Annotated in this window: 22 protein-coding genes and 1 pseudogene; 8 read left to right on the forward strand and 15 right to left on the reverse strand. The window is 46.2% G+C overall.

Features of this window, described 5'->3' with window-relative positions; all coding sequences use genetic code 11:
• The first annotated feature begins 33 nt into the window (after positions 1–33).
• Positions 34–879, forward strand: coding sequence for an ABC transporter permease (locus QUA54_RS17100; protein WP_333415560.1), 846 nt, complete (start codon positions 34–36; stop codon positions 877–879).
• A gap of 121 nt (positions 880–1,000) precedes the next feature.
• Here QUA54_RS17100 and QUA54_RS17105 read toward each other — a convergent pair whose 3' ends face one another.
• Both QUA54_RS17105 and QUA54_RS17110 read right to left on the reverse strand, forming a co-directional pair.
• Positions 1,001–1,816, reverse strand: coding sequence for an acyl-CoA desaturase (locus QUA54_RS17105; protein ID WP_172187906.1), 816 nt, complete (start codon positions 1,814–1,816; stop codon positions 1,001–1,003).
• A gap of 359 nt (positions 1,817–2,175) precedes the next feature.
• Positions 2,176–2,988, reverse strand: coding sequence for an acyl-CoA desaturase (locus QUA54_RS17110; RefSeq protein ID WP_190745228.1), 813 nt, complete (start codon positions 2,986–2,988; stop codon positions 2,176–2,178).
• Between the two features lie 80 nt (positions 2,989–3,068).
• Between QUA54_RS17110 and QUA54_RS17115 the strand changes: the two genes are divergently transcribed.
• Positions 3,069–4,301: an aminotransferase class I/II-fold pyridoxal phosphate-dependent enzyme gene (locus QUA54_RS17115; protein WP_333415561.1), complete on the forward strand. Its 1,233-nt coding sequence runs from the start codon at positions 3,069–3,071 to the stop codon at positions 4,299–4,301.
• Positions 4,302–4,362: 61 nt separating this feature from the next.
• Here the strand turns inward: QUA54_RS17115 and QUA54_RS17120 are convergent, their stop codons facing one another.
• From QUA54_RS17120 to QUA54_RS17135, 4 genes are all read right to left on the reverse strand, one after another.
• The gene (locus QUA54_RS17120) at positions 4,363–4,524 is read right to left on the reverse strand and encodes a hypothetical protein (RefSeq protein ID WP_333415562.1); all 162 of its coding nucleotides are present in this window, start codon (positions 4,522–4,524) and stop codon (positions 4,363–4,365) included.
• Positions 4,521–5,153: a CatB-related O-acetyltransferase gene (locus tag QUA54_RS17125; RefSeq protein WP_333415563.1), complete on the reverse strand. Its 633-nt coding sequence runs from the start codon at positions 5,151–5,153 to the stop codon at positions 4,521–4,523. Before QUA54_RS17125 ends, QUA54_RS17120 begins: the two co-directional genes overlap by 4 nt.
• A 70-nt stretch (positions 5,154–5,223) precedes the next feature.
• Positions 5,224–5,553 carry a hypothetical protein gene (locus QUA54_RS17130; RefSeq protein ID WP_333415564.1) on the reverse strand — a complete coding sequence of 110 codons (330 nt, stop codon included), beginning with the start codon at positions 5,551–5,553 and terminating at the stop codon, positions 5,224–5,226.
• A 95-nt stretch (positions 5,554–5,648) separates the two neighbouring features.
• Positions 5,649–6,143: a hypothetical protein gene (locus QUA54_RS17135; protein WP_333415565.1), complete on the reverse strand. Its 495-nt coding sequence runs from the start codon at positions 6,141–6,143 to the stop codon at positions 5,649–5,651.
• A gap of 210 nt (positions 6,144–6,353) precedes the next feature.
• On the opposite strand from QUA54_RS17135, the gene QUA54_RS17140 reads away from it, so the two are divergent.
• Both QUA54_RS17140 and QUA54_RS17145 read left to right on the forward strand, forming a co-directional pair.
• The gene (locus QUA54_RS17140) at positions 6,354–6,815 is read left to right on the forward strand and encodes a GNAT family N-acetyltransferase (protein WP_333415566.1); all 462 of its coding nucleotides are present in this window, start codon (positions 6,354–6,356) and stop codon (positions 6,813–6,815) included.
• 49 nt (positions 6,816–6,864) lie between these two features.
• Positions 6,865–7,236 (forward strand): DUF2237 domain-containing protein, encoded by a 372-nt coding sequence (locus QUA54_RS17145; protein ID WP_333188944.1) that lies wholly within the window; start codon positions 6,865–6,867, stop codon positions 7,234–7,236.
• A 119-nt stretch (positions 7,237–7,355) separates the two neighbouring features.
• On the opposite strand, the gene QUA54_RS17150 is transcribed toward QUA54_RS17145, so the two are convergent.
• The 4 genes and pseudogenes from QUA54_RS17150 to QUA54_RS17165 form a co-directional block, all read right to left on the reverse strand.
• Positions 7,356–8,945 carry a leucine-rich repeat domain-containing protein gene (locus QUA54_RS17150; RefSeq protein WP_333415567.1) on the reverse strand — a complete coding sequence of 530 codons (1,590 nt, stop codon included), beginning with the start codon at positions 8,943–8,945 and terminating at the stop codon, positions 7,356–7,358.
• A gap of 188 nt (positions 8,946–9,133) precedes the next feature.
• Positions 9,134–9,523 (reverse strand): annotated as a pseudogene (locus QUA54_RS17155) (M28 family peptidase); the annotation flags it as partial.
• A 140-nt stretch (positions 9,524–9,663) separates the two neighbouring features.
• Entirely contained in the window at positions 9,664–10,347 is a 684-nt protein-coding gene (locus QUA54_RS17160; protein WP_445242692.1) for a M28 family peptidase, read from the reverse strand.
• Positions 10,348–10,445: 98 nt separating this feature from the next.
• Complete coding sequence (locus tag QUA54_RS17165; RefSeq protein WP_172192663.1) at positions 10,446–11,648, reverse strand: Coenzyme F420 hydrogenase/dehydrogenase, beta subunit C-terminal domain; 1,203 nt, start codon at positions 11,646–11,648, stop codon at positions 10,446–10,448.
• 320 nt (positions 11,649–11,968) lie between these two features.
• Here QUA54_RS17165 and QUA54_RS17170 point away from each other — a divergent pair, with 320 nt between their 5' ends.
• The gene (locus QUA54_RS17170) at positions 11,969–12,529 is read left to right on the forward strand and encodes a hypothetical protein (protein ID WP_333415569.1); all 561 of its coding nucleotides are present in this window, start codon (positions 11,969–11,971) and stop codon (positions 12,527–12,529) included.
• 135 nt (positions 12,530–12,664) lie between these two features.
• On the opposite strand, the gene QUA54_RS17175 is transcribed toward QUA54_RS17170, so the two are convergent.
• The 5 genes from QUA54_RS17175 to psbZ all read right to left on the reverse strand — a co-directional run bounded on the left by QUA54_RS17175 (position 12,665) and on the right by psbZ (position 17,876).
• Complete coding sequence (locus QUA54_RS17175) at positions 12,665–12,925, reverse strand: hypothetical protein (protein WP_333415570.1); 261 nt, start codon at positions 12,923–12,925, stop codon at positions 12,665–12,667.
• A gap of 168 nt (positions 12,926–13,093) precedes the next feature.
• A complete protein-coding gene (locus tag QUA54_RS17180; RefSeq protein WP_172192669.1) occupies positions 13,094–14,578 on the reverse strand; it encodes a DEAD/DEAH box helicase in 1,485 nt (494 codons plus the stop codon).
• A 773-nt stretch (positions 14,579–15,351) separates the two neighbouring features.
• A complete protein-coding gene (gene rimO, locus QUA54_RS17185) occupies positions 15,352–16,662 on the reverse strand; it encodes a 30S ribosomal protein S12 methylthiotransferase RimO (protein WP_333415571.1) in 1,311 nt (436 codons plus the stop codon).
• A gap of 211 nt (positions 16,663–16,873) precedes the next feature.
• On the reverse strand, positions 16,874–17,464 hold the full coding sequence (ribH, locus tag QUA54_RS17190) for a 6,7-dimethyl-8-ribityllumazine synthase (protein ID WP_333193026.1): 591 nt from the start codon (positions 17,462–17,464) through the stop codon (positions 16,874–16,876).
• Between the two features lie 220 nt (positions 17,465–17,684).
• The gene (gene psbZ / locus QUA54_RS17195; protein WP_015177377.1) at positions 17,685–17,876 is read right to left on the reverse strand and encodes a photosystem II reaction center protein PsbZ; all 192 of its coding nucleotides are present in this window, start codon (positions 17,874–17,876) and stop codon (positions 17,685–17,687) included.
• Positions 17,877–18,191: 315 nt separating this feature from the next.
• Between psbZ and QUA54_RS17200 the strand changes: the two genes are divergently transcribed.
• From QUA54_RS17200 to QUA54_RS17210, 3 genes are all read left to right on the forward strand, one after another.
• Positions 18,192–21,137 carry a CBS domain-containing protein gene (locus QUA54_RS17200; RefSeq protein WP_333415572.1) on the forward strand — a complete coding sequence of 982 codons (2,946 nt, stop codon included), beginning with the start codon at positions 18,192–18,194 and terminating at the stop codon, positions 21,135–21,137.
• Between the two features lie 134 nt (positions 21,138–21,271).
• On the forward strand, positions 21,272–21,727 hold the full coding sequence (locus QUA54_RS17205; protein ID WP_333415573.1) for a DUF2127 domain-containing protein: 456 nt from the start codon (positions 21,272–21,274) through the stop codon (positions 21,725–21,727).
• Between the two features lie 577 nt (positions 21,728–22,304).
• Complete coding sequence (locus tag QUA54_RS17210; protein WP_333415574.1) at positions 22,305–23,873, forward strand: serine/threonine-protein kinase; 1,569 nt, start codon at positions 22,305–22,307, stop codon at positions 23,871–23,873.
• Positions 23,874–24,071: the final 198 nt, after the last annotated feature.

Below are 24,071 nucleotides of genomic sequence, written 5' to 3' on the forward strand. Positions count from 1 at the left end.
AATTACCCATTACCAATTACCGATTACCCAGACATGGAAAATACCACCGAAAATCTACAGGAGGAAATACAAGCCGATATGTACTTAAAACCTAAATTTAAGATTTCTTGGCAGGTGATATTTGCCGTTGTGATGTTTTTTTATATGTACCTGCCCATCTTGGTACTTACTTTTTACAGCTTTAACAAATCGCGTTTTAGCGCCGGCTGGGAAGGATTTACTTTAGATTGGTACGTTAAATTATTTAGCGATACGCGGATTTTAATTGCCCTGAGAAACAGCTTAACAGTGGCTGTTTGTGCAGTTGCAATCTCGGCTGTACTCGGCACTTTAATGGCTGTTGGTTTAGCCCGATACCGCTTTCCTGGCAAGAATTTATATCAGGGAGTTTCCTACTTGCCGATTATTATTCCAGATATTGCGACCGCAGTTGCTACTCTGGTATTTTTAGCGGCGCTGGCTATTCCTCTGAGTTTGTGGACAATTGTCGCCGCTCACGTTGTGTTTTGTCTGGCTTACATCGCTCTAGCTGTTTCTACTAGATTGGCAGATTTAAACCCGTATTTAGAAGAGGCTGCCTTGGATTTGGGCGCAACGCCTGTTGAGGCTTTTGTTCAGGTTTTGCTCCCTCAATTAATACCCGGAATAGTTTCGGGTTGTCTGCTGTCTTTTGTCCTCAGCATGGACGATTTTTTGATTGCGAGTTTTACTGCAGGTAGCGGGACTACAACTCTGCCGATGGAAATTTTTAGCCGGATTCGGACTGGGGTGAAACCGGATATTAATGCTCTCAGCGTGCTGTTGATAGTAGGTTCGGGAGGATTGGCATTTTTAGCGGAATATTTGCGCGGCCGGGGCGAGCAAAAACGGGCTCATTAGTCATTAGTCATTGGTGATTAGTCACCAAAAAACCCGGTTTCGTTAAGAAACCGGGTTTATGAAGCGGTGTGGTGCCAAGTACGAACCCTACAAAAGTTCTGCGTGTAGGACCCAATTGCTGCTACTTGGCTGGTAATTTCACTTTAGTAGCCAAACCTAGTGCTTCCAAAACTTGAATTGTCATCCAAGTGAAGTCAATTTCCCACTTTTCCATCCCGTGACGCGCCGAGTATTGATAAGCATGGTGGTTGTTGTGCCAGCCTTCACCGTAAGTCAGGACAGCCACCCACCAACAGTTAGTAGAACTATCGTTTGTTTCGTAGGTGCGGTAGCCAAATTTGTGAGTGGCGCTGTTAACAAACCAGGTGCAGTGATACACCAAAACTAAGCGTACAAAAATTACCCAGACTACAAACGGCCAGCCTGCGGCTAAGTAAAGCAAGACGCCAAAGACGATTTGCATCGGGAGAAAGTAGTTTTGCAAAAACTGGTAAAACGGGTCGCTCGAAATGTCTTTTGTGCAGCGGGCAATTTCAGCGTGAGCTGGACCTTTATATAGCATCCAGCCGATGTGACTCCACCAAAAACCCTTTTGGGCATTGTGAGGGTCGAGCGCATTTTGGTCAGAGTTGGTGTGGTGCAATCGGTGCAGCCCAACCCAATCAATTATTCCTCCTTGACAGGCAAGGGCTCCGCAAAATGCTAGAAAGTATTCTACGAATTTTGGTGTCTGAAAACTGCGGTGGGTGAGCATACGATGCCATCCCAGAGTTATTCCCAAACCGCCGGTTATCCAGTGCATGAATACTGTTAAACCAACTGCTGTCCAATTGAAGTTACTGGGTAGCAGTGCGAACAAAGCGCCGATATGAAGTCCTGCTAAACTAATAACGTGCTTCCAATTGTATTGGAGTTTTTCTTGCGTTGCAATTGTCATTCTCTTTTTGATTTCTGATGAGATGCCGAGCTAGATTCACGCATAATAGTTGGGGATTGAGCAGTGAACTTTTTTGCTGCACTCTTGCCCAAACTAATAAAGAATCAATGATAGATTTGGGATTAGGATTGAAAAAGATTTACGGTTGTATTTTGAAAATAAAAAATTTGGCTGCCAAACAAATTTTTTTCTTCCCAATTATATTATAACTGATTCTGGTTTTGGTTGGGTCGATCGCACCAGAGGATTCGAGCTTACTTCAACCCAACCTATACCGATCGCAAAAACAGGATTAGTCATTGGTCACGAGCCATTAGTCAAGAACAGATGACCGATCACCAATAACTAATTGCCGATCGCTATTTTTCTGCTAATTTCACTTTGGTTGCCAAACCCAGCGATTGCAGGAGTTGAATTGTCATCCAGGTGAAGTCGATTTCCCACCATTGCAGGCCGTGGCGAGCCGAGTATTGAAAGGCGTGGTGGTTGTTGTGCCAGCCTTCGCCGTAGGTGAGCAGGGCAACCCACCAGCAGTTCGTCGAGCGATCGCCCGACTCGTAGGTGCGGTAGCCGAATTTGTGGGTAGCGCTGTTAACCAGCCAAGTGCAGTGGAACACCACCACGATCCGCATAAACACGCCCCAAACCACGAAAGACCAGCCGCCTAATAAATAAAGCAACACACCGAACACAACTTGGATGGGGATAAAATATGCTTGGAGAAACTTGTATACTGGGTCGTCGCCGATGTCTTTAGTAAAGCGGGGGATTTCAACTCTGATCGGGAGATCCGAGAGCATCCAGCCCATGTGGCTCCACCAGAAGCCTTGATTGGAATCGTGGGGATCTGTTCCGGTGTCGGAATGTATGTGGTGTAACCGGTGCATTCCTACCCAGTCGATCGGGCCACCTTCACAGGAAAGGGTACCGCAAATAACTAGAAAATACTCTAGCCATTTCGGTGTTTGAAAACTGCGGTGGGTGACGAGGCGGTGAAATCCGAGAGTAATTCCTAAACCACCTGTTACCCAATGCAGGAATACTGCTAGCCCGACCGCAGACCAGCTAAAATTACCCGGCAGCAAAGCAAATAAAGCACCGATGTGCAGAAAGGCCATAAAGCCTACGACAGGCCAATCAGGAGAAGTTTTTTTGGAAGTTGCAATCGTCATGAATATATTATGTTTACAAACTAGGGGCCGCATCTACGCCATAATGAACAGCGCGCACGCAAAGGGTGAGCGAGGTATAGATGAATAGCGTTTCACGGCTACAGGAAGCAGAACAGGCACTCTTTCAGATTTTTTCTGGTATTGACACTACAGTCAAGCAAAATCTTCAACGAGTCTTAAAAGCTTTTCGCAGCCACCGGGTTGGAGTCCACCATTTTGCAGGGGTTACGGGTTACGGCCACGACGATTTGGGTCGGGAGACTTTGGACGGGGTGTTTGCCGAAGTAGTAGGGGCAGAGGCGGCTGCTGTCCGGGTACAGTTTGTTTCGGGCACTCACGCGATCGCCTGTGCTCTTTTTGGCATCCTGCGTCCTGGTGACGAAATGTTGGCAGTGGCTGGTTCTCCCTACGATACTTTAGAAGAAGTGATCGGCTTGCGGGGGCAAGGTCAAGGTTCACTTGTTGAGTTTGGCATTAGTTACCGTGAGTTGCCTCTAACTCGCGAAGGAAGTGTGGATTGGCAGGCATTGAGCTCTACTATTTCAGAAAAAACTCGCCTGGTTTTTATCCAGCGCTCTTGCGGCTATTCTTGGCGGTCGAGTTTGTCTATTTCTGAGATTGAAAAAATCGTCGCCATAGTCAAACATCAGAATCCTAACACAATTTGCTTTGTTGATAATTGTTACGGGGAGTTTGTTGATGATTGCGAACCTACTGCTGTAGGTGCGGATCTGATGGCTGGTTCTTTAATCAAAAATCCGGGGGGTACGATCGTCCCTGCTGGAGGTTACGTCGCCGGCAGGGCGGATCTTGTGGAGGCCGCAACTTGTCGCTTGACAGCGCCGGGAATCGGTAGCAGCGGCGGCGCAACTTTTGATTTGAATCGACTGCTGTTTCAGGGTTTATTTATGGCTCCCGGTTTTGTGGGGGAGGCGATGAAGGGAAATCATTTAACGGCTTATGTTTTTTATAAGTTGGGTTATCGAGTGAATCCTATGCCTTTGGCTAGAAGACGAGATGTGATTCAGGCGATCGAATTCGGTTCTGCTGATAAATTAGTTGCTTTTTGTAAGGCCGTTCAGCAAAATTCTCCCGTGGGTTCTTATTTAGACCCTATCCCAGCTCCGATGCACGGATATGAAAGTCAGTTGGTGATGGCTGGGGGTACTTTTATTGATGGGAGTACGTCGGAGTTTTCGGCTGACGGGCCTCTGCGGGAGCCTTACGTGGCTTTTTGTCAGGGGGGGACTCATTGGACTCATGTATCGATCGCCCTTGAGGCTGCGATCGAGGGTGTGGGCCCAGCTAAGTAAGTTTGTAGTGAGGACTTCTGTCTTCTCTGTGGCTGATAGTCAATAAGGACTAAAGTCTTTACTACAAACAATTTTTGTAAACAATAATCAGACAGACAATAAATCCGATGATTGTTCCGAAGCCGATAATAAAGCCGATCGGCGTGGCATTTCCCCCATCAGCTTTTTCAATTTCTGCCAATTCTGTTAAAGTTAAAACTTTGACATCATCGGGCAAATTCATTCAGCATTGCTGAGTGCTTGAATATCGCTGTTCATAATCACATTTACATGGCGCGTAATTTTGTCAATTTCCCAATCCCACCACCTAATTTCTAATAGTTTGGCAACTTCATCATCGCTAAAACGCTGTTTGATTGGATTTGCGGGGTTTCCACCGACAACGGTGTAAGCGGGAATGTCTTTTACTACAACGGATTTTGCGGCAATAACGGCACCATCGCCGACTTTTACTCCTGGCATAATTAAGGATTCATAGCCGAGCCACACATCATTGCCAATTACGGTATCGCCTTTACTTGGCAGTTCGATTAATAAATTCATGGCTGTTTCCCAACCATTCCCAAAGATGGGAAAAGGATAAGTTGAAATGCCGTCTAGTTTATGATTTGCACCGTTCATAATGAATTTGACCTTGGTGGCTATCGCGCAAAATTTTCCAATAATTAATCGGTCGTTTCCGTAGTTATAAAGTACATTTTTTTCAAAATTTTCTGGCTCTATTGGATCGTCGTAATATGAGTAATCGCCGACGATAATGTTGGAAGATTTAATAAAGTTTTTGATGAAGCATACCCGCCGCTGATCGACCATAGGATAAGGTCGGTTTGGATCGGGCCCTATTTCTGTCATAAGTTTCAAGCCTTATTCGTTAAGCTGCTGGATTGATGTACTGTTAATTAGAGTTAGATTTGCTTCTGCTTCAATAACATAGAGTAATAAGGTTTGTCAAGGGGTGGGCGAGAAATTTTGGTCGATCGCCCTGCAAGAAATGAGACAAAATGGTAAAAGCCAACATCCATCCGTGTTGCGAAACGGTTAAAAATCCCAAATTAATATTAAAGAAGCGATCGCAGTGAGATAATTTATGAGAGTACGAACCTACTTCATCGGTGATACCCAATAAATTGTAAAACTGTTTTACGACACCGTACCATTGCAAGATGCGATAGCCAAATACACAGCCGTGGAACCCCATTCTACTCTGGTGAAAATTGCCCGCGGCTTGGGAATTTGCCTGGGAGATTAACACAGAAGTTACCCAAATTGTACCTTAAAAAAGGTTCGTAGTTGCGCTTGGGCGCTCCGGAGTACCCAAGCGCAACTACAAACCTACTTCTCTAGCAATTACCGCAGCAGCAATGAGGCGATCGCATTCAATAATTCCTGGCATTCGTCCGCAGCTAACAAGTCATCAGAATTACGAACCAGACAGTTATAAATATAATGCGCTGCTTGAATTTGCTCCGGCACTTTGTAGCCTTCCCAAACTTCCTTATTGGGAATAATAAACAGCAAACTTGCTAGCATCTTTTTTTGAAGGATTAGAGAATTAGGGTGAGATTCAAACAGCACCTCGGTTGAACCCGATAAAAATCGGCGGATCTCAAACCCCGTAGAATTTATTTGCTCCTTTAAAGCTTGTAAAAAAATATATTGATAAACTGTAATTAAGCTATAATTTTCTAAGATAGTCTCAGCGAGTTGCTCTTGAAAAAAATCGATATCTTCACTTTGGCAGTAAAGCATATCTGGCAAAGGCAAAGCCAAAACTTCGGGATGATTGACTCGACCCCAAATGTGGGTGAGAACGTGGTCTCTACTTAAAGTCCGAAAGTCCATACTTTTAGAGCCTGCAGTTAACTTATGAAAAAAAAAGGAAAGATTGAATGATTTTCAACCTAACAGATTAATTTCCCCCACACCTTCCCCTTCCACCTCTTTTAAATTACTTGTAGCTCATTTAGCAGAGTCGGGAAATCACCCGATCGGATTATCTTTGAGAGTGAGGGCGATCGAGGCCTACAATCTAATTAACACCGGAGACTATTTATGAGAGTACGAACCTACTTCATCGGTGATACCCAACAAATTGTAAAACTGTTTTACGACACCGTACACGAAGTAAACATCCGCGATTACACAAAAGCACAAGTAGATGCTTGGGCACCAGCAGATATCGATATCGAAAGTTGGACTAAAAGTTTAAGCAGTAAATTTACTTTTGTAGCAGAAGAGGGTGATAAAATTGCAGGTTTTGGGGAATTAGAAGCAAGTGGCCATATCGATCGTTTTTACTGTCATCAAGATTTTCAAAGACAAGGAGTTGGCAGGCTAATTTTAAAACAAATTGAGTCAAAAGCCAAAGACTTAGGAATTAACAAGTTGTTTACCGAAGCCAGCATTACAGCTCGACCTTTTTTTGAAAGCCAGGGATTTATGGTGATTACAAAACAAGAAGTAGAACGGAGAGGACAAAAATTCATCAACTTTGCGATGGAAAAAAATATATAAACAACGATTTGTGTAAAATTAGATCGAAGAGTTTTACGGAGGAGTTGCGATGGTGACGGAAGCTACAAATGTGCTGGGCGGAAAGTTAGAGAATTGCTGCACTTCGCCAATGACGGGGTATTATCGGGACGGCAAATGCAATACAGGTGGTGGCGACTTTGGGGCTCACACTGTTTGTGCTCAACTGACGGAAGAGTTTTTGCAATTCACCAAGTCGAATGGAAATGATTTGAGCACTCCCGTTCCCGAATTTAACTTTCCCGGTTTGAAGCCTGGGGATTGCTGGTGCTTGTGTGCGTCTAGGTGGAAGGAAGCAATGGATGCGGGAGTTGCGCCGCCTGTGGTTTTGGCTGCGACTCACGCCTTGACTGTGGAATACGTTTCTCTGGATGAATTGAAGCAGCACGCTGCTGATTTGTAGGAAGGTGTTGGTGTGCGATCGCTTTTAGTCAATAAGGGCGATCGGGTTTTTCTGATGAATAGCAAATTTATCTTTCGTAACTCAAATATTTAAGTGCGATCGGGCGTCACTGTAAAGTTTTATGGTTGAGTTTGTGGTTCCCACTTACAGATAGACTCTGGTTTGAGAGGGCAAGTTTTGGGAGCGATCGGATTTCCGCTGAGCCTGATTTCAGTCAGTTTAGTCAAAGATTCGAGCGGTTTGATATCGCTGATTTGATTTTTTTCGAGGGATATCCCAGTCAGGTTAGTCAAAGATTCGAGCGGTTTGATGTCGCTGATTTGATTGTTGCTGAGATCGAGCCAATCCAGGTTAGTCAAGGATTGTAGCGGTTTGATGTCGCTGATTTGATTGTTGCCGAGATGGAGCCAATCCAGGTTAGTCAAGGATTGTAGCGGTTTGATGTCGCTGATTTGATTGTTTTTGAGGGAGAGATATGTCAGGTTAGTCAAGGATTGTAGCGGTTTGATGTCGCTGATTTTATTGTCCTCGATGAAGAGATCTCTGAGGTTAGTCAAGGATTGTAGCGGTTTGATGTCGCTGATTTGATTCTTGTAGAGGAATAGATATCTCAGGTTAGTCAAGGATTGTAGCGGTTTGATGTCACTGATTTTATTGTTGTTGAGGTAGAGCCAACTCAGGTTAGTCAAGGATTGTAAGGGTTTGATGTCGCTGAGTCTATTGTTGTTGAGGTAGATATCATCCAGGTTAGTCAAAGATTCTAGCGGTTTGATGTCACTGATTTTATTGTCTTTGAGGTTGAGCGAAATCAGGTTAGTCAAGGATTGTAGCGGTTTGATGTCGCTGATTTGATTTTTTGGAAGATCGAGCCGAGTCAGGTTAGTCAAGGATTGTAGCGGTTTGATGTCGCTGATTTGATTTTTTTCGAGACCGAGATCAATCAGGTTAGTCAAGGATTCTAGCGGTTTGATGTCACTGATTTGATTGTCGCCCAGACCGAGAAAAATCAGTTTAGTCAAGGATTCTAGCGGTTTGATGTCGCTGATTTTATTGTCGCCCAGACCGAGCGAAATCAGGTTAGTCAAGGATTCTAGCGGTTTGATGTCGCTGAGTCTATTGTTGTTGAGACCGAGCGAACCCAGGTTAGTCAAGGATTCTAGCGGTTTGATGTCGCTGATCTTATTGTCCTCAAGGCTGAGCGAACTCAGGTTAGTCAAGGATTCTAGCGGTTTGATGTCACTGATTTGATTTTTGTGGAGATCGAGCCAAGTCAGTTTAGTCAAGGATTGTAGCGGTTTGATGTCGCTGATTTGATTGTCGGTGAGGGTGAGATCAGTCAGGTTAGTCAAGGATTCTAGCGGTTTGATGTCGCTGATTTGATTCTTGTAGAGGGAGAGAGACGTGAAACTCGAAAGTTTTTGATTAGCGGCATCGCACTCAGTAGTCTCAGCTTTCTGCAACAGTACCTCAACAGTATGTTTAGCTTCAGGACTCAAAGAACCTTTTTTGCGACACCAATCAGCAAATGTTAATCCAGTTTTTTTCGGTTGCGGTTCAGAGACTAACGCGGAAGGTCTATTGTTTCGCGGTTGCGAATTGGAAATTAACTCGGAAGGTCTATTTCCACATGATGCTAGGACGATCGCACAACCAGTAAGTGCGATCGACTTTGGTAAATTCATGTATTTCTGTGCAACTATAAGTGTCACAATCTTTTACGTCTAATTTTCCCAACTGTATAAAACAAACACACTGCCTTACCGTGTCCCTGCCAAACATCTATTACAAACTCTCTGAATCACCTCACTCATGCAACTTATACTAATTTATAGGTGCGTCATTTTGCCTGATATTCTATGCCGAGCAAGGATATTTCGCCGCTGGGCACCCTACGTAACTAATTAATATTAATTCCCACCAAATCTGCCACAACTTTCTCCAATCCAGCTATCACCTTCGCCGTCCGTTCCCAGTCAACCTTATCGGGTGTATCTTGCGCCGTGTGATAGTAAGGATAGCGATAGGGAGCAGTATCTGTCACCATCAGCCCTGGATAACCATGCTGCCAAAAAGACCATTGATCTGACCAACCAACACCAGGAATGCCACCCGGAATTGCTGCACCTTCCGAGGGAAATTCAGCATGGTGGCGGAAAGATGCGATCGCCTCTCTAACCAATTTACTTGAGGATGTATTGCCAATAAATCCGATAAAATTCCCCGACGTAGGATAAAAAAGGTTTAATGGTGCTGGATATTTCTGACTGTTTTTCGCATCTGAGTAATAACAATACTTCGGACAGTTTTATATATTATCGAGTGTCCGAAACCCAGACTGGCTATATGGTGGACTATTATTTCAAGGTTTAAGTCCAGCCCTAAGTTTCCTAAAATGCGTTAAAAATGGCAGGGCTTTCTCTGTAAGGCTTACAGGGCCGTTAAAAAACTGTCCGAAGTATTGTAATAACCAATTGTTTCTAAACTGAGCATCGAAACAATTTTTTCATTACGCTCTCTGCATCTTTTGGCATAAACCAAACTCCCCATATCAGCCGTCCAGAAAAAAGGCGGTTCCTCATTCACAAACTCAACAAAACGCACAGTCTTTTCAGGCTTTTTACCTGCAAACATTCTCGCTAAAGCTAGCACTCCCGCCGCCCCAGTTGCGTTATCATTTGCCCCAGGACTCCCCACCACAGAATCATAATGTGCCCCAATTACAACAATTTCATCTACCTTTTTTCCCCCGGGAATCTCAACTTCTATGTTATAATAAAAATTATCATCAATTTTATATCCTTGTCGTTCAACTTTATAGCCAGCAGTTTGAAATGATGCTTCGAGAAAGTCAGCAGCTTCTACAAGTTTTTGATATTGTATAAAGTTGCGCTCTCCGATTTCACCAGCGAGCTTTTCCACATCGCGCTGTAAAGCATCTCGGAGCGAGATTTCCTGTGCTGTTAAAGGGGGAATTGTCCCGCTGTAGCTTTTCCCTGGCATTGCAATCATACTCAACCATATCCCACTAATCAGGCTAATTAAGATTGTACTAAGGATAGCCAGTCTAGTTAACGTTCCGCGATTCCATAATCCTATTGTTCCCAATTGCATTTGTTTTCTATCTTTTGCTATCCTTGTTTAGCAGGGTGCGTCAGTTAGCGTTATTTTTTCAATAATCCAACAGCTTTTGACTGACGCACCCTACAAGTTTACACATCTGGTAACTTATACTGCCCCACAATCCGCTTAGCATATTCCGGCACATGAGCCTCTAATTTCTCCGGGTAATTCCGCTTCACGTACAGATAATTGCGAGTGAAATGAGAATCAATCGAAAACCGAGCATATTCCAAACCCTTCGGCCCAATTCTCTCAATAAAAACTCCCATTAACTTCGCCGCCCACATCGGCAAAGTCACCCCTTTTTCATAAGCCGGAATGCTTTGCTGAACCGCTTCTTTTCTGTTTCCCTGAGACATCACGGGCTGAGTATTTAGCTGATCCGTTACTAAATCTAACATCTCTTGCCCGGTGTCATTTCGCACCACAATCCACTGCCAGCCAAAAGGTGCTCCCATGTAGCCCACAACTAAATCTGCTAAAGAATTGACATAATCAAAACAGCTCAAACAAGAAGGAGCAAAAACATCTTTCAATTCCTTAGTATTCAGCCCGAAAAACGGCACTTTTTCTTCCGAACCATCTTCGTGTTTGAAGTGAACGTTAAAGTCTTGCATAAACTCATAAGATACAACTGTTTGGGGAGAACGGCTAGTCGTATCTAGGAATTTCTGCAAGCCTGCACGGCTGACATTATCGACACAGGGAGTTCCCAAAACGTAGAGCTTCTCTAAACCGAGTTTTTTCTCGACTGTTCGCAAGGCTTGAATTTGACAGCCGACGCCAATTACTAACAGCCGCTTCATCCCCGATTTTTCGATTTGTTCTAATACTGAAAGGTTGGGAGAGAGAGTTGGTTTGTTGACTTTTGCTGCGAGAATTTCCTCGCGATTCCTAGCAATAATCGGCATCGGTTGAAAACGGTCTTCTTTGGTATTCTGGACGCAAACAACACCTTCTACAATTCCTTTTTCAAGCATTTCAATCGCAATTGTACTGACGATTCCCGTCCACTGAGCGCCCTCGATCGGCTCTTTTTTCCGAGCAGCCATCATATTTTGACTGACTCCGAAATACCAATCGTCGGGATTGTCGAGATTGCGCGATCGCCCGTGAATCTCTGCTTCTAATTCTGCGATGTGCTGTGTTAAGAAAGCACAAGATTCCTTGACATAATGGATGTAATATGTATCGCACAAACCGCACTCGCTGCAAAGTTCTTTAGCGGGCCGGCGGCTACCCGGTTTCAGGGCTTTGGATTTTTGGTGTTTACTAGAATCTGTTGCGGTCATCTAAATTACTTATTTTATGCAGATATGGCTTTTGTTAGGATATCACAGCAATTCTGGTTATTAAGTAGTCGCTCTAATTAAACGTAAAACTTTGTTTGCTATTCAGAAATCCGTCAGGGCGGTATCTCTTGGAACTCCCCTACAGAAACCGGGTTTCTAGGTCTTAGATCTTTGGGGACGAATATCCTTATTTTTTTAGTGCCTCTTAGCTCGGATTTGGCTTGTGTAGGAGTTAATTCTCTTTACCCGGGATTATTAGTATAGAATCCGGATCTAGCGGGCGATCGCGCGAATACATTGCCAAATAAAGCTATAAAAAAATGGTAAAAATGTTTGTGATAACAGCCATAGCTGGCATCACGATGAATCTCGCAATTTCGAGCTTAGGATTTGCTGCTTTAGTTCGCCCTGTTCCCGCTATGAATCAAACTGTTGCGACTCTAGAAAGAATGCTCAGCGCGACACAAAAGCCGGTGGCGCTGAACTATTCGCGCCTGGGGATTGGTGGCGTTCGGTTGGGGATGCCTGTAGAAGAGGCAAAACGCAAGTTGGGAAAACCGCAGCGCGACGAAACTAAACCTGCTGGATCTGGGATGGACGGCAAGATTCGCACGCTAACCTACTCAGGATTGACGGTAGCAGCATGGGAGGGCAAAGTTTATTTAATTTCTACTACCAATCCCAAGTTTCTGACAATGGATGGTGTGAAGGTAGGAGATAACAGCCAAAAAGTTGTTAAAGCTTACGGTTACGGGTCGCAATCTGTGCAGGGTGGATTGACTCGGTTGATTTACAGCAATGACCAAAAGGCTTCTAATTTGATTTTGGAACTTAAGGGCGATCGCGTGCAAAAAATTATTGTGAGCACGCAGCTAAACTGAAATATTAAACCACAGTGCAAACATCTCGGTTTACAAGTTTGTAGTCAGGAATTTATTCCTTATTTATTAAGATTTTTAGCCTTTCAGTGAGTTGACTGGAGGGCTTTTTCCTGATGTGCGATCGCCCGAGTCTCCTTAATCCTCTTGATCGTCATCCGACAACTTTGCCATTTCCTCAGCAACTAGCGTCTGAAAATCCTCTCCGCAGTGAACGTTCAGATGGATTGCAACACTCAGGATCTCTGCTAGAATTTCAGCTTTTTGTCGATCGCTCAAATCAAGCAACTGAAGCTGAGGGATTAAAGTAATAACATTTTGACACTCAGTACCCAATTCTTCAATTAACGTACTCAGCGTAGAATTAGTTACAGAAATTGTCCGATCGCTAACTTGCATCTTTACTTATGCAATTCTCAGTCCGCTAGGAGTGGGCTTCGTTTGTTCGCGGTTTCAACCGCCTAGCGATCTCGGATTTGGGATCGCACCCATAAAAAAAAGTAGAGGTGCGATCGATCGCATCTCTACAAAAATTCTAAATAAGGTGCACATTGTGCACCCTACCAATTAGCTGTTCTGGGGAACAGGAGCACTCGGTGCTCCAGAAAAAGTCGGCGCTACAGAATTACTCGGCGCAGGAGTCTTAGCCCGTTTCTTGATCAAGATTGGCTTGACGCTGTTTTCTCCACCAATCGGGGGATCTTCTTGTTGAGCGTAATCCGCGCCCATCCAAGCAGGACGGCTTTGGTCGAAAGCCATTTGCAAAGCAGCAGCGGCGATCGCGTGGGAGTCGTACTCCTCGGATAACTGAGATACTAGAGGCAAGAAAGATGCCATCCGTTCGCCAGCCAAAGCTTCGCGAACTTTACCCTGCATCTTTTCCAACTGACGAGCTTCAATTTGCGCCCGTGTCGGAATGTTTCGCACCGTCAAGCTCGATCGCACGTGGCGTTCAATCAAGCGCAGTTTGCGACGATCGACCGGTTGAATCAGCGTAATTGCCGTTCCTTCGCGACCAGCCCTGCCCGTGCGTCCGATCCGGTGGACGTAGCTTTCCACACTGTCGGGCAAATCGTAGTTAATCACGTGAGTCAAGTGATCCACGTCCAAACCCCGCGCCGCAATATCAGTCGCCACTACCCAGCGCACCTGACATTGGCGAAACCGCGACAGCAAGCGTTCCCGCTGTGCCTGATTCAAATTACCGTGATACTCGTCAACGCTGTGACCTGCTGCTTGCAGTTGGCTGGTGAGTTCCGCCGCCGACTGTCGCGTCCGCACAAAAATCAGTGCAGATTCCGGGTCTTCCATTTCTAGGATTGGCTGTAGAGCCCTTGCCTTCGACCAGCCGCGCGGAATCATGTACACGCCTTGGCTGATCCGCTTCGGCGTTGCTTTTGGCTGTTCTACGGTGACGTTGACTGGGTTGCGCAAATGGCGCGACACCAATTTCCGAATGGAAGCTTCCATCGTCGCCGAGAAAAATGCCGTTTGACGTTCTTTTGGTGCAGCATCCAAGATTTTTTCCACATCTTGGATAAAGCCCATGCTCAGCATTTCGTCAGCTTCATCCAAAACTAGCCATTTTACCTTGTCTAGTTTCAGGCTGCCGCGGCTGAGCATATCCAATATGCGTCCGGGTGTACCCACAACGACGTGAACGCCGCGCTTCAAACGCTGCATTTGGCGATCGATCGATTGACCGCCGTACACCGTCAGAACTTGCAGAGAGCGACCCACTTTTACCGGGCCGTCGCTGCTAATGCCGCTCAAATCGCGGATGGCTTCAGTTACTTGCATCGCCAATTCGCGAGTCGGCGTCAGCACCAGTGCTTGCACCGCAGTTACATCTAAATCAATCCGCTCCAAGATGGGCAACGAGAATGCTGCCGTTTTGCCTGTCCCTGTTTGGGCTTGACCCACAACGTCGCGACCTGCTAACAGGTGCGGAATTGCTTGTACTTGGATGGGAGTAGGTTCTGTAAAGCCTAGTGTTTCCAGATGGAGAACGAGTTCTTCCGAAAGACCTAAGCCTTCAAACAATAAATTCATTAATGCTCCTAATAACGAGTCTTAGCCTTCTAAGTTGCCCAACTCGGATGCGGATTTCTGCTCTAGGGCAGGAACTCATAAGAGTTCTTTATGGTGCTGCGCCTGCGCGCACCTTCTTAAATAGCAATCGAGTATAGGGCAGCTCCGTCGATGGTGACTAAATTTACCAATTCGACAGCCGTCTTTGATTTTGTGACATCACCGATACCAACCGCCAGGGGTCGGGTTATAGGCTTCCAACATTCTTAAAATAGGACATTGGACTTCCTTTGAGGTACTTGCAAGCTTTCCCTCTAGGGCATTTTATAGTGAGGATCATGACCAGCCCCACTTAACTACATAGTAGTAACAGGTTGTTTGGTTCAGGCGCTATCCCGCAATCCGTCGCCTGCGGGATTGAGCAGGGGATGGGGCGACCGTTACCGCCTATCCATCTCAACACTCTTTCGGGATACCGTTGTGGTGTATGGCGGACGGCGAAGCAATCTCAAATTATCCCCGCTTATTTCTGGCTTGTTATCATCATAACTCTTTACATTCAGAAACAAAACATTAAATTCGTTAAAATTTGCCGATGTTCTGTAGAGATTACCGCACCCCGACGGGGAGCGTCGATTGCCAGAGAGGCTACTAAAGGTTTATAACCCCTTTGCTAGATATCTTTGCACAATATTGTACAAACCGTTACTTTTGCTGCACAATCCGCTAATCATTTTTGGCTGGTGTCCGGTTTTTGTTCGCCACACCGCCGATCGCGACTGTTCCAGCAACACTTACACTTGACCGTAGAGGTCGTAGACATCTGCACCAGTAATTTTCACAGATACGATCGAACCCAGCCGCGCTTCTCCTGTCACATAGACGAGTCCATCTACTTCTGGGGAGAATCGGGCGGATCTACCAATCAACTCGCCTGTCTCTGGTTGTTCTTGTTCTATCAGGACATCAACTACCTGACCGACAGACTCTTGATTCTTTTTCAATGATATAGGTTGTTGTGCCGCCATTACCGAATTGCGCCGCATTTCCATTATTTCTGCAGGTATTTGCTGGGGCAAGCTGAAGGCTGGGGTTCCTTCTTCTGGCGAAAATACGAAAACTCCTACGTGATCGAATTCGTGGCGCTTGACAAATTCCAGCAAGTGTGCTGCGTGTTCGTCGGTTTCGCCCGGGAAGCCGACAATAAAAGTTGTCCGCATCACCGCACCGGGAATTGCTGCTTTGAGCCGATCGACTATAGCATCATTGATCCCGGCTTGAAAAGGTCGATTCATCGCCCGCAGAATTTCGGGATGGGAATGTTGCAGGGGTAAATCCAAATACGGCAAAACGTTGGGTGTTTCGCGGATGGCTGCGACAACTTGCGGAGTCAAACCTGTAGGATAGGCGTAGTGCATCCGAATCCAAGGTACATCTACTTCACCCAAAGCGCGAAGCAGTTCGGCTAGTTTTGGTTCGCCATAAATATCTTTGCCGTAGTTGGTGGTAATTTGAGAAATTAAGATAATTTCTTTTACCCCTTCCGATGCCAATTGCTTAGCTTCGGCGACGATAGATTCGATCGTCCGCGACCTTTGATTTCCGCGCAAGTGCGGGATAATGCAAAATGCACAGCGGTAGTCGCAGCCTTCTGCTATCCGCAGATACGCGACACCTTCCGATGTGGTGCGGTAGCGGGGAGTCGTTTCGTCAGCGATGTAAGTAGGTTCTGAGGAGACGAGGGAAACTCGATCGCCCTTTTCCACCTGCTGCATAACATCGACGATTTTATGATAGTCGCCAGTGCCGACTATTGCGACTGCTTCGGGCAATTCGTCCAGCAATTCCTGTTGAAAATGCTGTGCCATGCAGCCGGTGATGACTACTTTTTTATTAGCTTCTGCCAATTCTACCAAGGTGCGGACTGACTCTTCTCGCGCCGCTTGGATAAAACTGCAAGTATTGACTACAACATAATCGGCTAATTCTTCATTAGAATCGACTTGATAGCCCGCTTGAGCCAGCAAGCCAATCATGTGTTCGGTATCGATGCGATTTTTTTCGCAGCCGAGGTGAGTAAATGCGATCGTTGGCTTCGTTGCCATGCAGTAATAGTTAGTGTTGCGCTATTTCTAAGAACTTTTTATGATATCACACTCATTTCCAATTGGCAAGATATTGGTCTAATTTGTCGATCGGCCGAGAGTGGAATTTTTACCTTGGGGGCGGGCATAATCACCACCCCACAAGAGTCTTAAGATTTTTCCCGATGCAAATCTTGAGGTTTTTTTAGCTTAAAAATACTGCTAGCCGAACTTACAAGGGGATTTGATCGGACGATACATCGGGGGCGAGCGCCAGACTTGGTTCGCCCGACAGCACTTGACCAGCAGACCCACTAGCTAATTGACCGTAAGAGTTTACGCCCAAACCATTAACTTGACGCATCAAAGTGCTCATTTCCAAAGCACTCATCGCATAATTCCAGCCCAAATTGCTTTTAATTCCGGCCCTTTCCAAAGCTTGCTGCATCGTGTCAGTCGTCACTACCCCAAAAATCACCGGCACCCCTGTCTGAAAAGCAGCAGCAGCAATTCCCTTAGCAACCTCACCAGCCACAAAATCGAAATGAGGAGTTTGGCCCCGAATTACCGCACCCAGACAAATTACCGCATCGTAGCGACGAGAAAGAGCAGCTTGACGAGCAATCAAAGGAATCTCAAAACATCCCGGAACCCAATAAAAATCAACTTGATTACCGTGAGGATTGATATCAACTCCGTGGCGTTTCAAACAATCTTGACATCCTTCCAAAAGTTTGTTTACAATCATATCGTTAAAACGACCGATGACTATAGCAAACCGCAAAGATTCTGTTTGAGTAAAAGTTCCCTCGAAAACAGTCATAGTGTTCTAGTTTAGATTTTAGGTTTTAGATTTTAGATTTTTGTTTGTGAGAAGGCAAAAGTCAGAAAGTAGCAGCATCTCATCTGAATCTCAAGTGCAAAAACATACAGGGTCGCGCGGTCTGGAAAATTCCTAGCTTCTGCCGAATGCCTTTCAATCGCTGGTGAATGCCTTCATCCTTCTATCTTTTACCTTCTTTATTTGATAGGGTTGGGTGAAATTAAACGACTAAAAAGTTCAATACACCCACTGCAATAACCAACAAAAACCAGAGACCAGATCCAGCATAAATCAGGGATTTAGACTGATTCCAGTTTTGGGGAGAGGCATAAGCAACTGGCACGCCAACGACCATTACAAAAGACAGCAGTACCAGACCCAGTAAAACGACTTGAAACAAAATTGATAACATCTTTTCTCCTTTCGATATAACCGTGCGTTGATCGGAAATAATTTCCCAGAACCGAAAAAATCTTCCAAATTCTAGTTTTTGACAGTTTCCCGATAGTCGATCGAGAAATTGTCGGTTGATTGATACGAAAGAACCAGTGCAAATTCGGGCGTTGCGCGAACAGGCGTCAGCGGCTCTTGAGATTTCGATCAATTTTATCATTGTTCGCTACACGACAGAAAACTGGAAAGGTTAAGTTAAAGCCCGATCGACACATCCGGTTTCAGAGGGCGAGAAATTGCTACTGTTTGAGTTAGAGATGCGGGATGTTCGACTATGGACTTAGTTTTGTGCCACACAACAGCAGATTTTGACGCCTTGGGGGCGGCGGTGGGACTTTGCGTGCTGCGCCCAGGTAGCAGGATCGTACTTACTGGCGGGTCTCACCCGACCGTGCGGGATTTTTTGGCGCTACACCGCGACGAGTACCCGCTGATTGAACGCCGATCGGTCAATCCCCAACAAATTCGATCGATTACTATAGTTGATGCCTCCCAGCGCGATCGTTTGGGAAAAGCCGCCGAGTGGCTGGATTTGCCACACCTGAGCGAAATTGCTGTTTTCGACCACCACCTAGAGGCGCATTCAGACATCCCCGCTACTGTTACGCAGATCGAAGCAGTCGGAGCCAGCACGACATTAATTGTCGAAAAGCTCAAAAATCAAGCAGAAAACAGCGACACACCCTTCCGCCTTCTCCCTTCGGAAGCAACAGTAATGGCCCTCGGCATCCACGTCGATACAGGTTCTCTCACCTTTGAGGGCGCAACTGCGCGAGATGCAATAGCTTTGGCCTGGTTGATGGAACAAGGAGCGAGTTTGGGGGTAATCGCTGAATATGTAGAACCCGGTTTATCTCCTCAATTGCAAGATTTGCTGAGAGAAGCGCTGAATAATTTGCGATCGGAAACTTTGCACGGTTACAGCGTAGCTTGGGTGCTGCTATCTACTGAATCATACGTTCCCGGACTTTCTTCGCTGGCTTCTCGCTTGCTCGATTTGACTGAAACCGATGCTCTGCTTTTAGGTAATGTTTATAAATTTAGCGAAAACGAAAACAACCGCAACATCGATCCCGAATCGCCTGTTTCCAATCGATTAACTATTATCGGTCGATCGCGCATCGAAGGAACAAACCTCAGCGAATTGTTCAAACCCTTCGGCGGCGGAGGCCACGCCCGCGCCGCTTCCCTCGCCACCCGCGATGTTGACCCCTTGCTGACTTTAAATCAGTTAGCTGACGAACTCAAAACTCAAATTCCCCACCCTCCGACAGCGCGCGAATTAATGTCGTCTCCCGTGCGGAGTATTCGCCCAGAAACATCGGTGGGGGAAGCTCACCGCATCCTCCTACGTTACGGACATTCGGGGCTTTCTGTGGTCGATGCGGGCGATCGGCTCGCCGGCATTATCTCGCGACGCGACATTGACATTGCCCTGCACCACGGTTTCAGTCACGCCCCGGTGAAGGGTTACATGACTCCGCAGCTAAAAACGATCGCCCCGGATACCTTGCTGCCGGAAATTGAATCTTTAATGGTGACATACGATATCGGGCGCTTGCCAGTATTGGAAAACGGTCAACTGGTGGGAATTGTTACCCGGACTGACGTGTTGCGGGAATTGCACCAGCAAAAAGCACGAGACAGGGGAAGCAGTGCAAAATTTTCTGATTGTCCCGTGCCCGAATCGGTTGAGCAATTGTTGCGATCGCGCATCAGTCCCGAATTATGGCAATTATTGTCGATCGCGGCCAATCTTGCCCAACAGCGCGGCTGGCAACTTTATCTGGTTGGTGGAGCCGTCCGGGATTTACTCTTAGCAACCGATGATAAACTGGCGCTAACTGATATTGATTTGGTTGTGGATGGAAAGTGCGGTTCCGACGATTCCGGTGCTGGTGTCGAGTTAGCTTCATCGCTGCAAAAACTATATCCGGGATCGCGTTTGGACGTTCACGGTCAATTTCAAACCGCCGCACTTTTGTGGCACAAAGACTCTCCTTTCGGCTCCCTGTGGGTCGATATCGCGACTGCTCGTACTGAATTTTATCCTTATCCGGCTGCAAATCCTGAAGTTGAAGCGAGTTCGATTCGCCAAGATTTGTACCGCAGGGATTTTACAATTAATGCGCTTGCTGTGCGGTTGGGCGTTCCTCGCAGCGGCCAATTGTTAGATTTTTTTTGCGGTTTGCTGGACTTGCAAGCGAAGAAAATTCGAGTTTTGCACGCCAACAGTTTTATCGAAGATCCGACGCGAATTTATCGCGCTGTGCGGTTTGCGGTGCGGTTGGGATTTGAAATTGAGCCGCAGACGGAAGGATACATCCGCCACGCTTTGGCCAGCGGGATTTATTACCGCATTCAGGGGGAAAACGGCCGAGCTCCGGCTTTGGAAACTCGGCTCAAAAGCGAATTAAAATACATTTTGCAAGCTCCTTACTGGAAAGTTGCTTTGCAAATGCTGGGAGATTTGCAGGCTTTGCGCTGCATTCATCCTAGTTTGGAGTTGGATCGGGAGTTGTGGCGGCAATTGCGTTTGCTCGATCGGTGTTTGAATGGAAGGAAGAAGGAAGAAGGAAGAAGGAAGAAGGAAGAAGGAAGTTCGGCAACGGATTCTGTAACGGATGTAACGGATGTAACGGATGTCAGGAAGAAGGAAGAAAAGGAAGAAGGAAGAAGGAAGAAGGAAGAAGGAAGAGACAATTCCCCATTCCCTATTCCCCATTCCCTATTCCCTATTCCCCATTCCCCATTCCCCATTATCAATATTCCCGATTGGCAGATGCGGCTGGAAGTTTTGATAGCTTATTTAGCACCGGAATATCGCGGCAAGGTGGCTGCAAATCTTCAATTACCTGCTGACAGCATTAAGCGGCTGGAAGTTTTGGAAGCCGGAAAGAAGCAGTTAGCAGAGAATTTGCCTAAATGCGAGTTGCCGAGTCAATTGGTGTTGCTGTTGAGGAATTATGAATTGCCGGTGTTAATTGCGATCGCCCTGCAAAGTCCGCGAAGTGCACGCCGCCAAATTTGGGAATATCTCACCAGGTGGGCGAATGTTGAGCCGCCTTTAAATGGCAACGATTTGAAGGCTTTGGGTTATAAGCCTGGGCCTGGGTTTAAACGAATGTTGGATGGTTTGTTGGCTGCGAGGTTGGATGGCGATTTGGGCGATCGGGCTGCTGCTATCTCTTTCTTAGCAGAACGTTATCCTCAAACTTAGTAGAGTGCGTCAGCAGCGCGTTATTTTTCTATAATTGATTAGCTAATTGCTGACACACTCTACTAAATTTTGATTTTTCAACCCCAAACAGGCTAACAAGCCGATCGCACTTTATTGATATTCCGAGAATTAAGGTGAAAAAACAGCGCGCTCCTGGTTTAATCGCAATTGTCCTTTACAAAACTTTTGTGGCTTTCCTCTTGATAGTAACTTCGCTCGCTTTGCTTTTTGCACTAAAAAATCATCAAGCCTTGGAGGATTTTTCGGAATCCTATTTATTAGAAACCAAACTGAAGATTGTAGAATTTTTATTAGACAAAGTTCTACAAATCCAGCCTAAAACTTTACTGTTTAGCGGACTAGCTGCCGGAGTTTATGCAGTTTTAACTGTTTTGGAAGCAGTAGGTTTATGGTACGAAAAAGGTTGGGCAACAATTTTAGTTTTAGTGCTAGTAGGCATCAGTATTCCGCCTGAAATTTATGAGTTAGTTGAGGGTTTCACGGTAATTAAGTTAGCGGTATTTATCGCAAATATAGCCGTATTATGGTATTTGCTGCACCATTTGCCGAAGCACGGTAAGGGAGCTTAAAGTTCTGATGATTCAGAGGAAACTCATTTGACTTAATAAATGTCAGCATCTTCAATCAGTAGGCGATTGACCATTATATTTGTGATGCCTTTATCTGATAATTTTAAGTTTCAAGATGAAATCTTCAACTTTTCGGGCGCATTCTTGAGTGTATTCATAGTGTTTTTCATTTTTAATCATAGTTTCTACGCTCTTTATTTCTTCAAGATCAAGATCGCCATTCATGAATCCACAAAATTGCTCATAAGTCAATATAAAACCTCAATCTTTACAAAAATCGGCAAATTGTAAAGAGTTGCTAAAGTAAGGAGGGGTTATACCCCCCATGAGTTAGAGTCATATCATATAGATGCACCCTGATGGCTTTCCCGTTCCACAAGAGCGGGATTTTTATTGGAAAGCCGTAGCGTTAAGTTTCGCAATACCTACTACAGATAAAATGACGTGGGGATGCAAAGATTAAAGACATAGCAGAGCTAAAGCTAAAACAAGGGCGCAGATCGATCGAACCTCACGCCCAACTCTGCGAAATAACCCAAAGGCGGTAGCATAGTTGGGGAAACGGCATCAACTGAAGATGAACTTAGCGCCAGCAACAGTCCTGCAACAGGGCAAATACACAATTAACGCGACTTTAGGTATAGGAGGGTTCGGCATCACTTACCGAGCTATCCACACCCATTTAAACCAAACCGTCGTACTCAAAACCCTCAACGAAAGCCTGCGCCAACACCCAGAATCTGCCCAATTTCAGCAGCAGTTTATTGCCGAAGCCCAACGCCTGTCGCGGTGTCAGCATTCCAACATCGTCAGAGTAATCGACTTTTTTGAAGAAGCCGGACAGTCTTTTATAGCAATGGACTACATTCCGGGCAAAACTCTCGCCCAAATAGTAGAAACCGATCGGCCATTGCCAGAAGCCCAGGCTTTGCACTACATTCGGCAAATAGCCTCAGCCTTAAGTACAGTTCACCACAGCGGATTGCTGCACGGAGATATCAAGCCAGAAAATATTATCCGGCGAGCCGATTCTCACCTCGTAATGTTAATAGACTTCGGCATTGCCCGAGGCTTTACCGCCGGCACCAAACAAACGCACACTAACTTGCTCTCGCCCGGGTACGCGCCGATTGAACAATACCTCTATGACGGTAAATGTACACCGGCCACAGACATCTACGCGATCGCAGCCACGCTCTACTACTTACTCTCCGGCGTGGCGCCCGTAGCAGCACCCCTGCGCGATCGCATTCCCCTGGCCGAGTTGCGGCAATTTCAGCCCAATCTCAGCCCGGGAATCGAGCGAGCCATCCTTCAGGGACTCGAAATCGACCCCCACAACCGCCCTCAGACAGTGGAAAATTGGCTCACCATGCTGCAAGAAACAGAGCGAGTATCAGCAAACAGAAAAGGCAAGCAAACTATGCGATTGCCTGCACCTCCCCCGCTGCCGTTGACTTTGCTTGCCTTTGTCGTAACGGCTGCAATTGCAGGCTGGATGGGTTTTGACCTGGCTTGGCGCTACAGCAGCAGTCTCAGCAGCAATCGACCCCAAATTGAATCCTTCCCATCTCTCGAAGATTTGCTCAAATCCCGCGATTTGTCAGGGCCGATGTTCCGGCAGCCGTCTGTCGAAAGCAGCCCTCTCTACCCGATCAAACTCAACAAGCTCCCCAAACCCCCCTTAGAAAACAGCAACATTCCCGAACCGATCGATCCCTCAGAAACTAGCGCCGAACCTTCAGAGTCCCCAAGCCCGGAAACTCCAGCTCCAGAGCCCGAAGCGGAACCTGAGCCATCCCCGACGCCCGAGCCCCAAGAGCAGCCTTCTGAGTCCCCCATTCCGGAGCCTCAAACCCAAATCGAGCCAGCACCCCAACCACAACCCGCACCGGTACCGGAAGTTGAGCCCCTGCCCGCAGAACCGCCCTCCGCACCAGCCCCGCCTGCCCCTGAGAGTGCTAGTCCTGAAACCTTGCCACCCTCGGAATCCCCGCCGCCAGTAATAGCGTCGCCGATCGAGCGATCGCCTGAGCCTGCGATACCGAGCAGCAGCGGCAGCAATTCAGATAGTTCGATCGCACCTTACTCACCACCCCCTGTGGCAGATCCCACTGTGCCTTTTCCTGAACCTGCGACAAATTAGTATTGTTTTTGTTGGTTACAAGTGCGGACAAATACTTGGTTTTATGAGCCATAAAATATCGGCTCAGTAGTGGAGATAATAATGCTTTTGCTAGCCAATGACTATCTCACAAAACATTCTGTAGAATCTGAAAATTCCAACAGTCGCGGTCTGAGTTTATCCAATATTTCCTATTACCTCTGCCATCCAAATGCCTGC

This window comes from Microcoleus sp. MOSTC5 (assembly GCF_036701825.1).
In the GTDB taxonomy this organism is placed as follows: domain Bacteria; phylum Cyanobacteriota; class Cyanobacteriia; order Cyanobacteriales; family Microcoleaceae; genus Microcoleus; species Microcoleus asticus.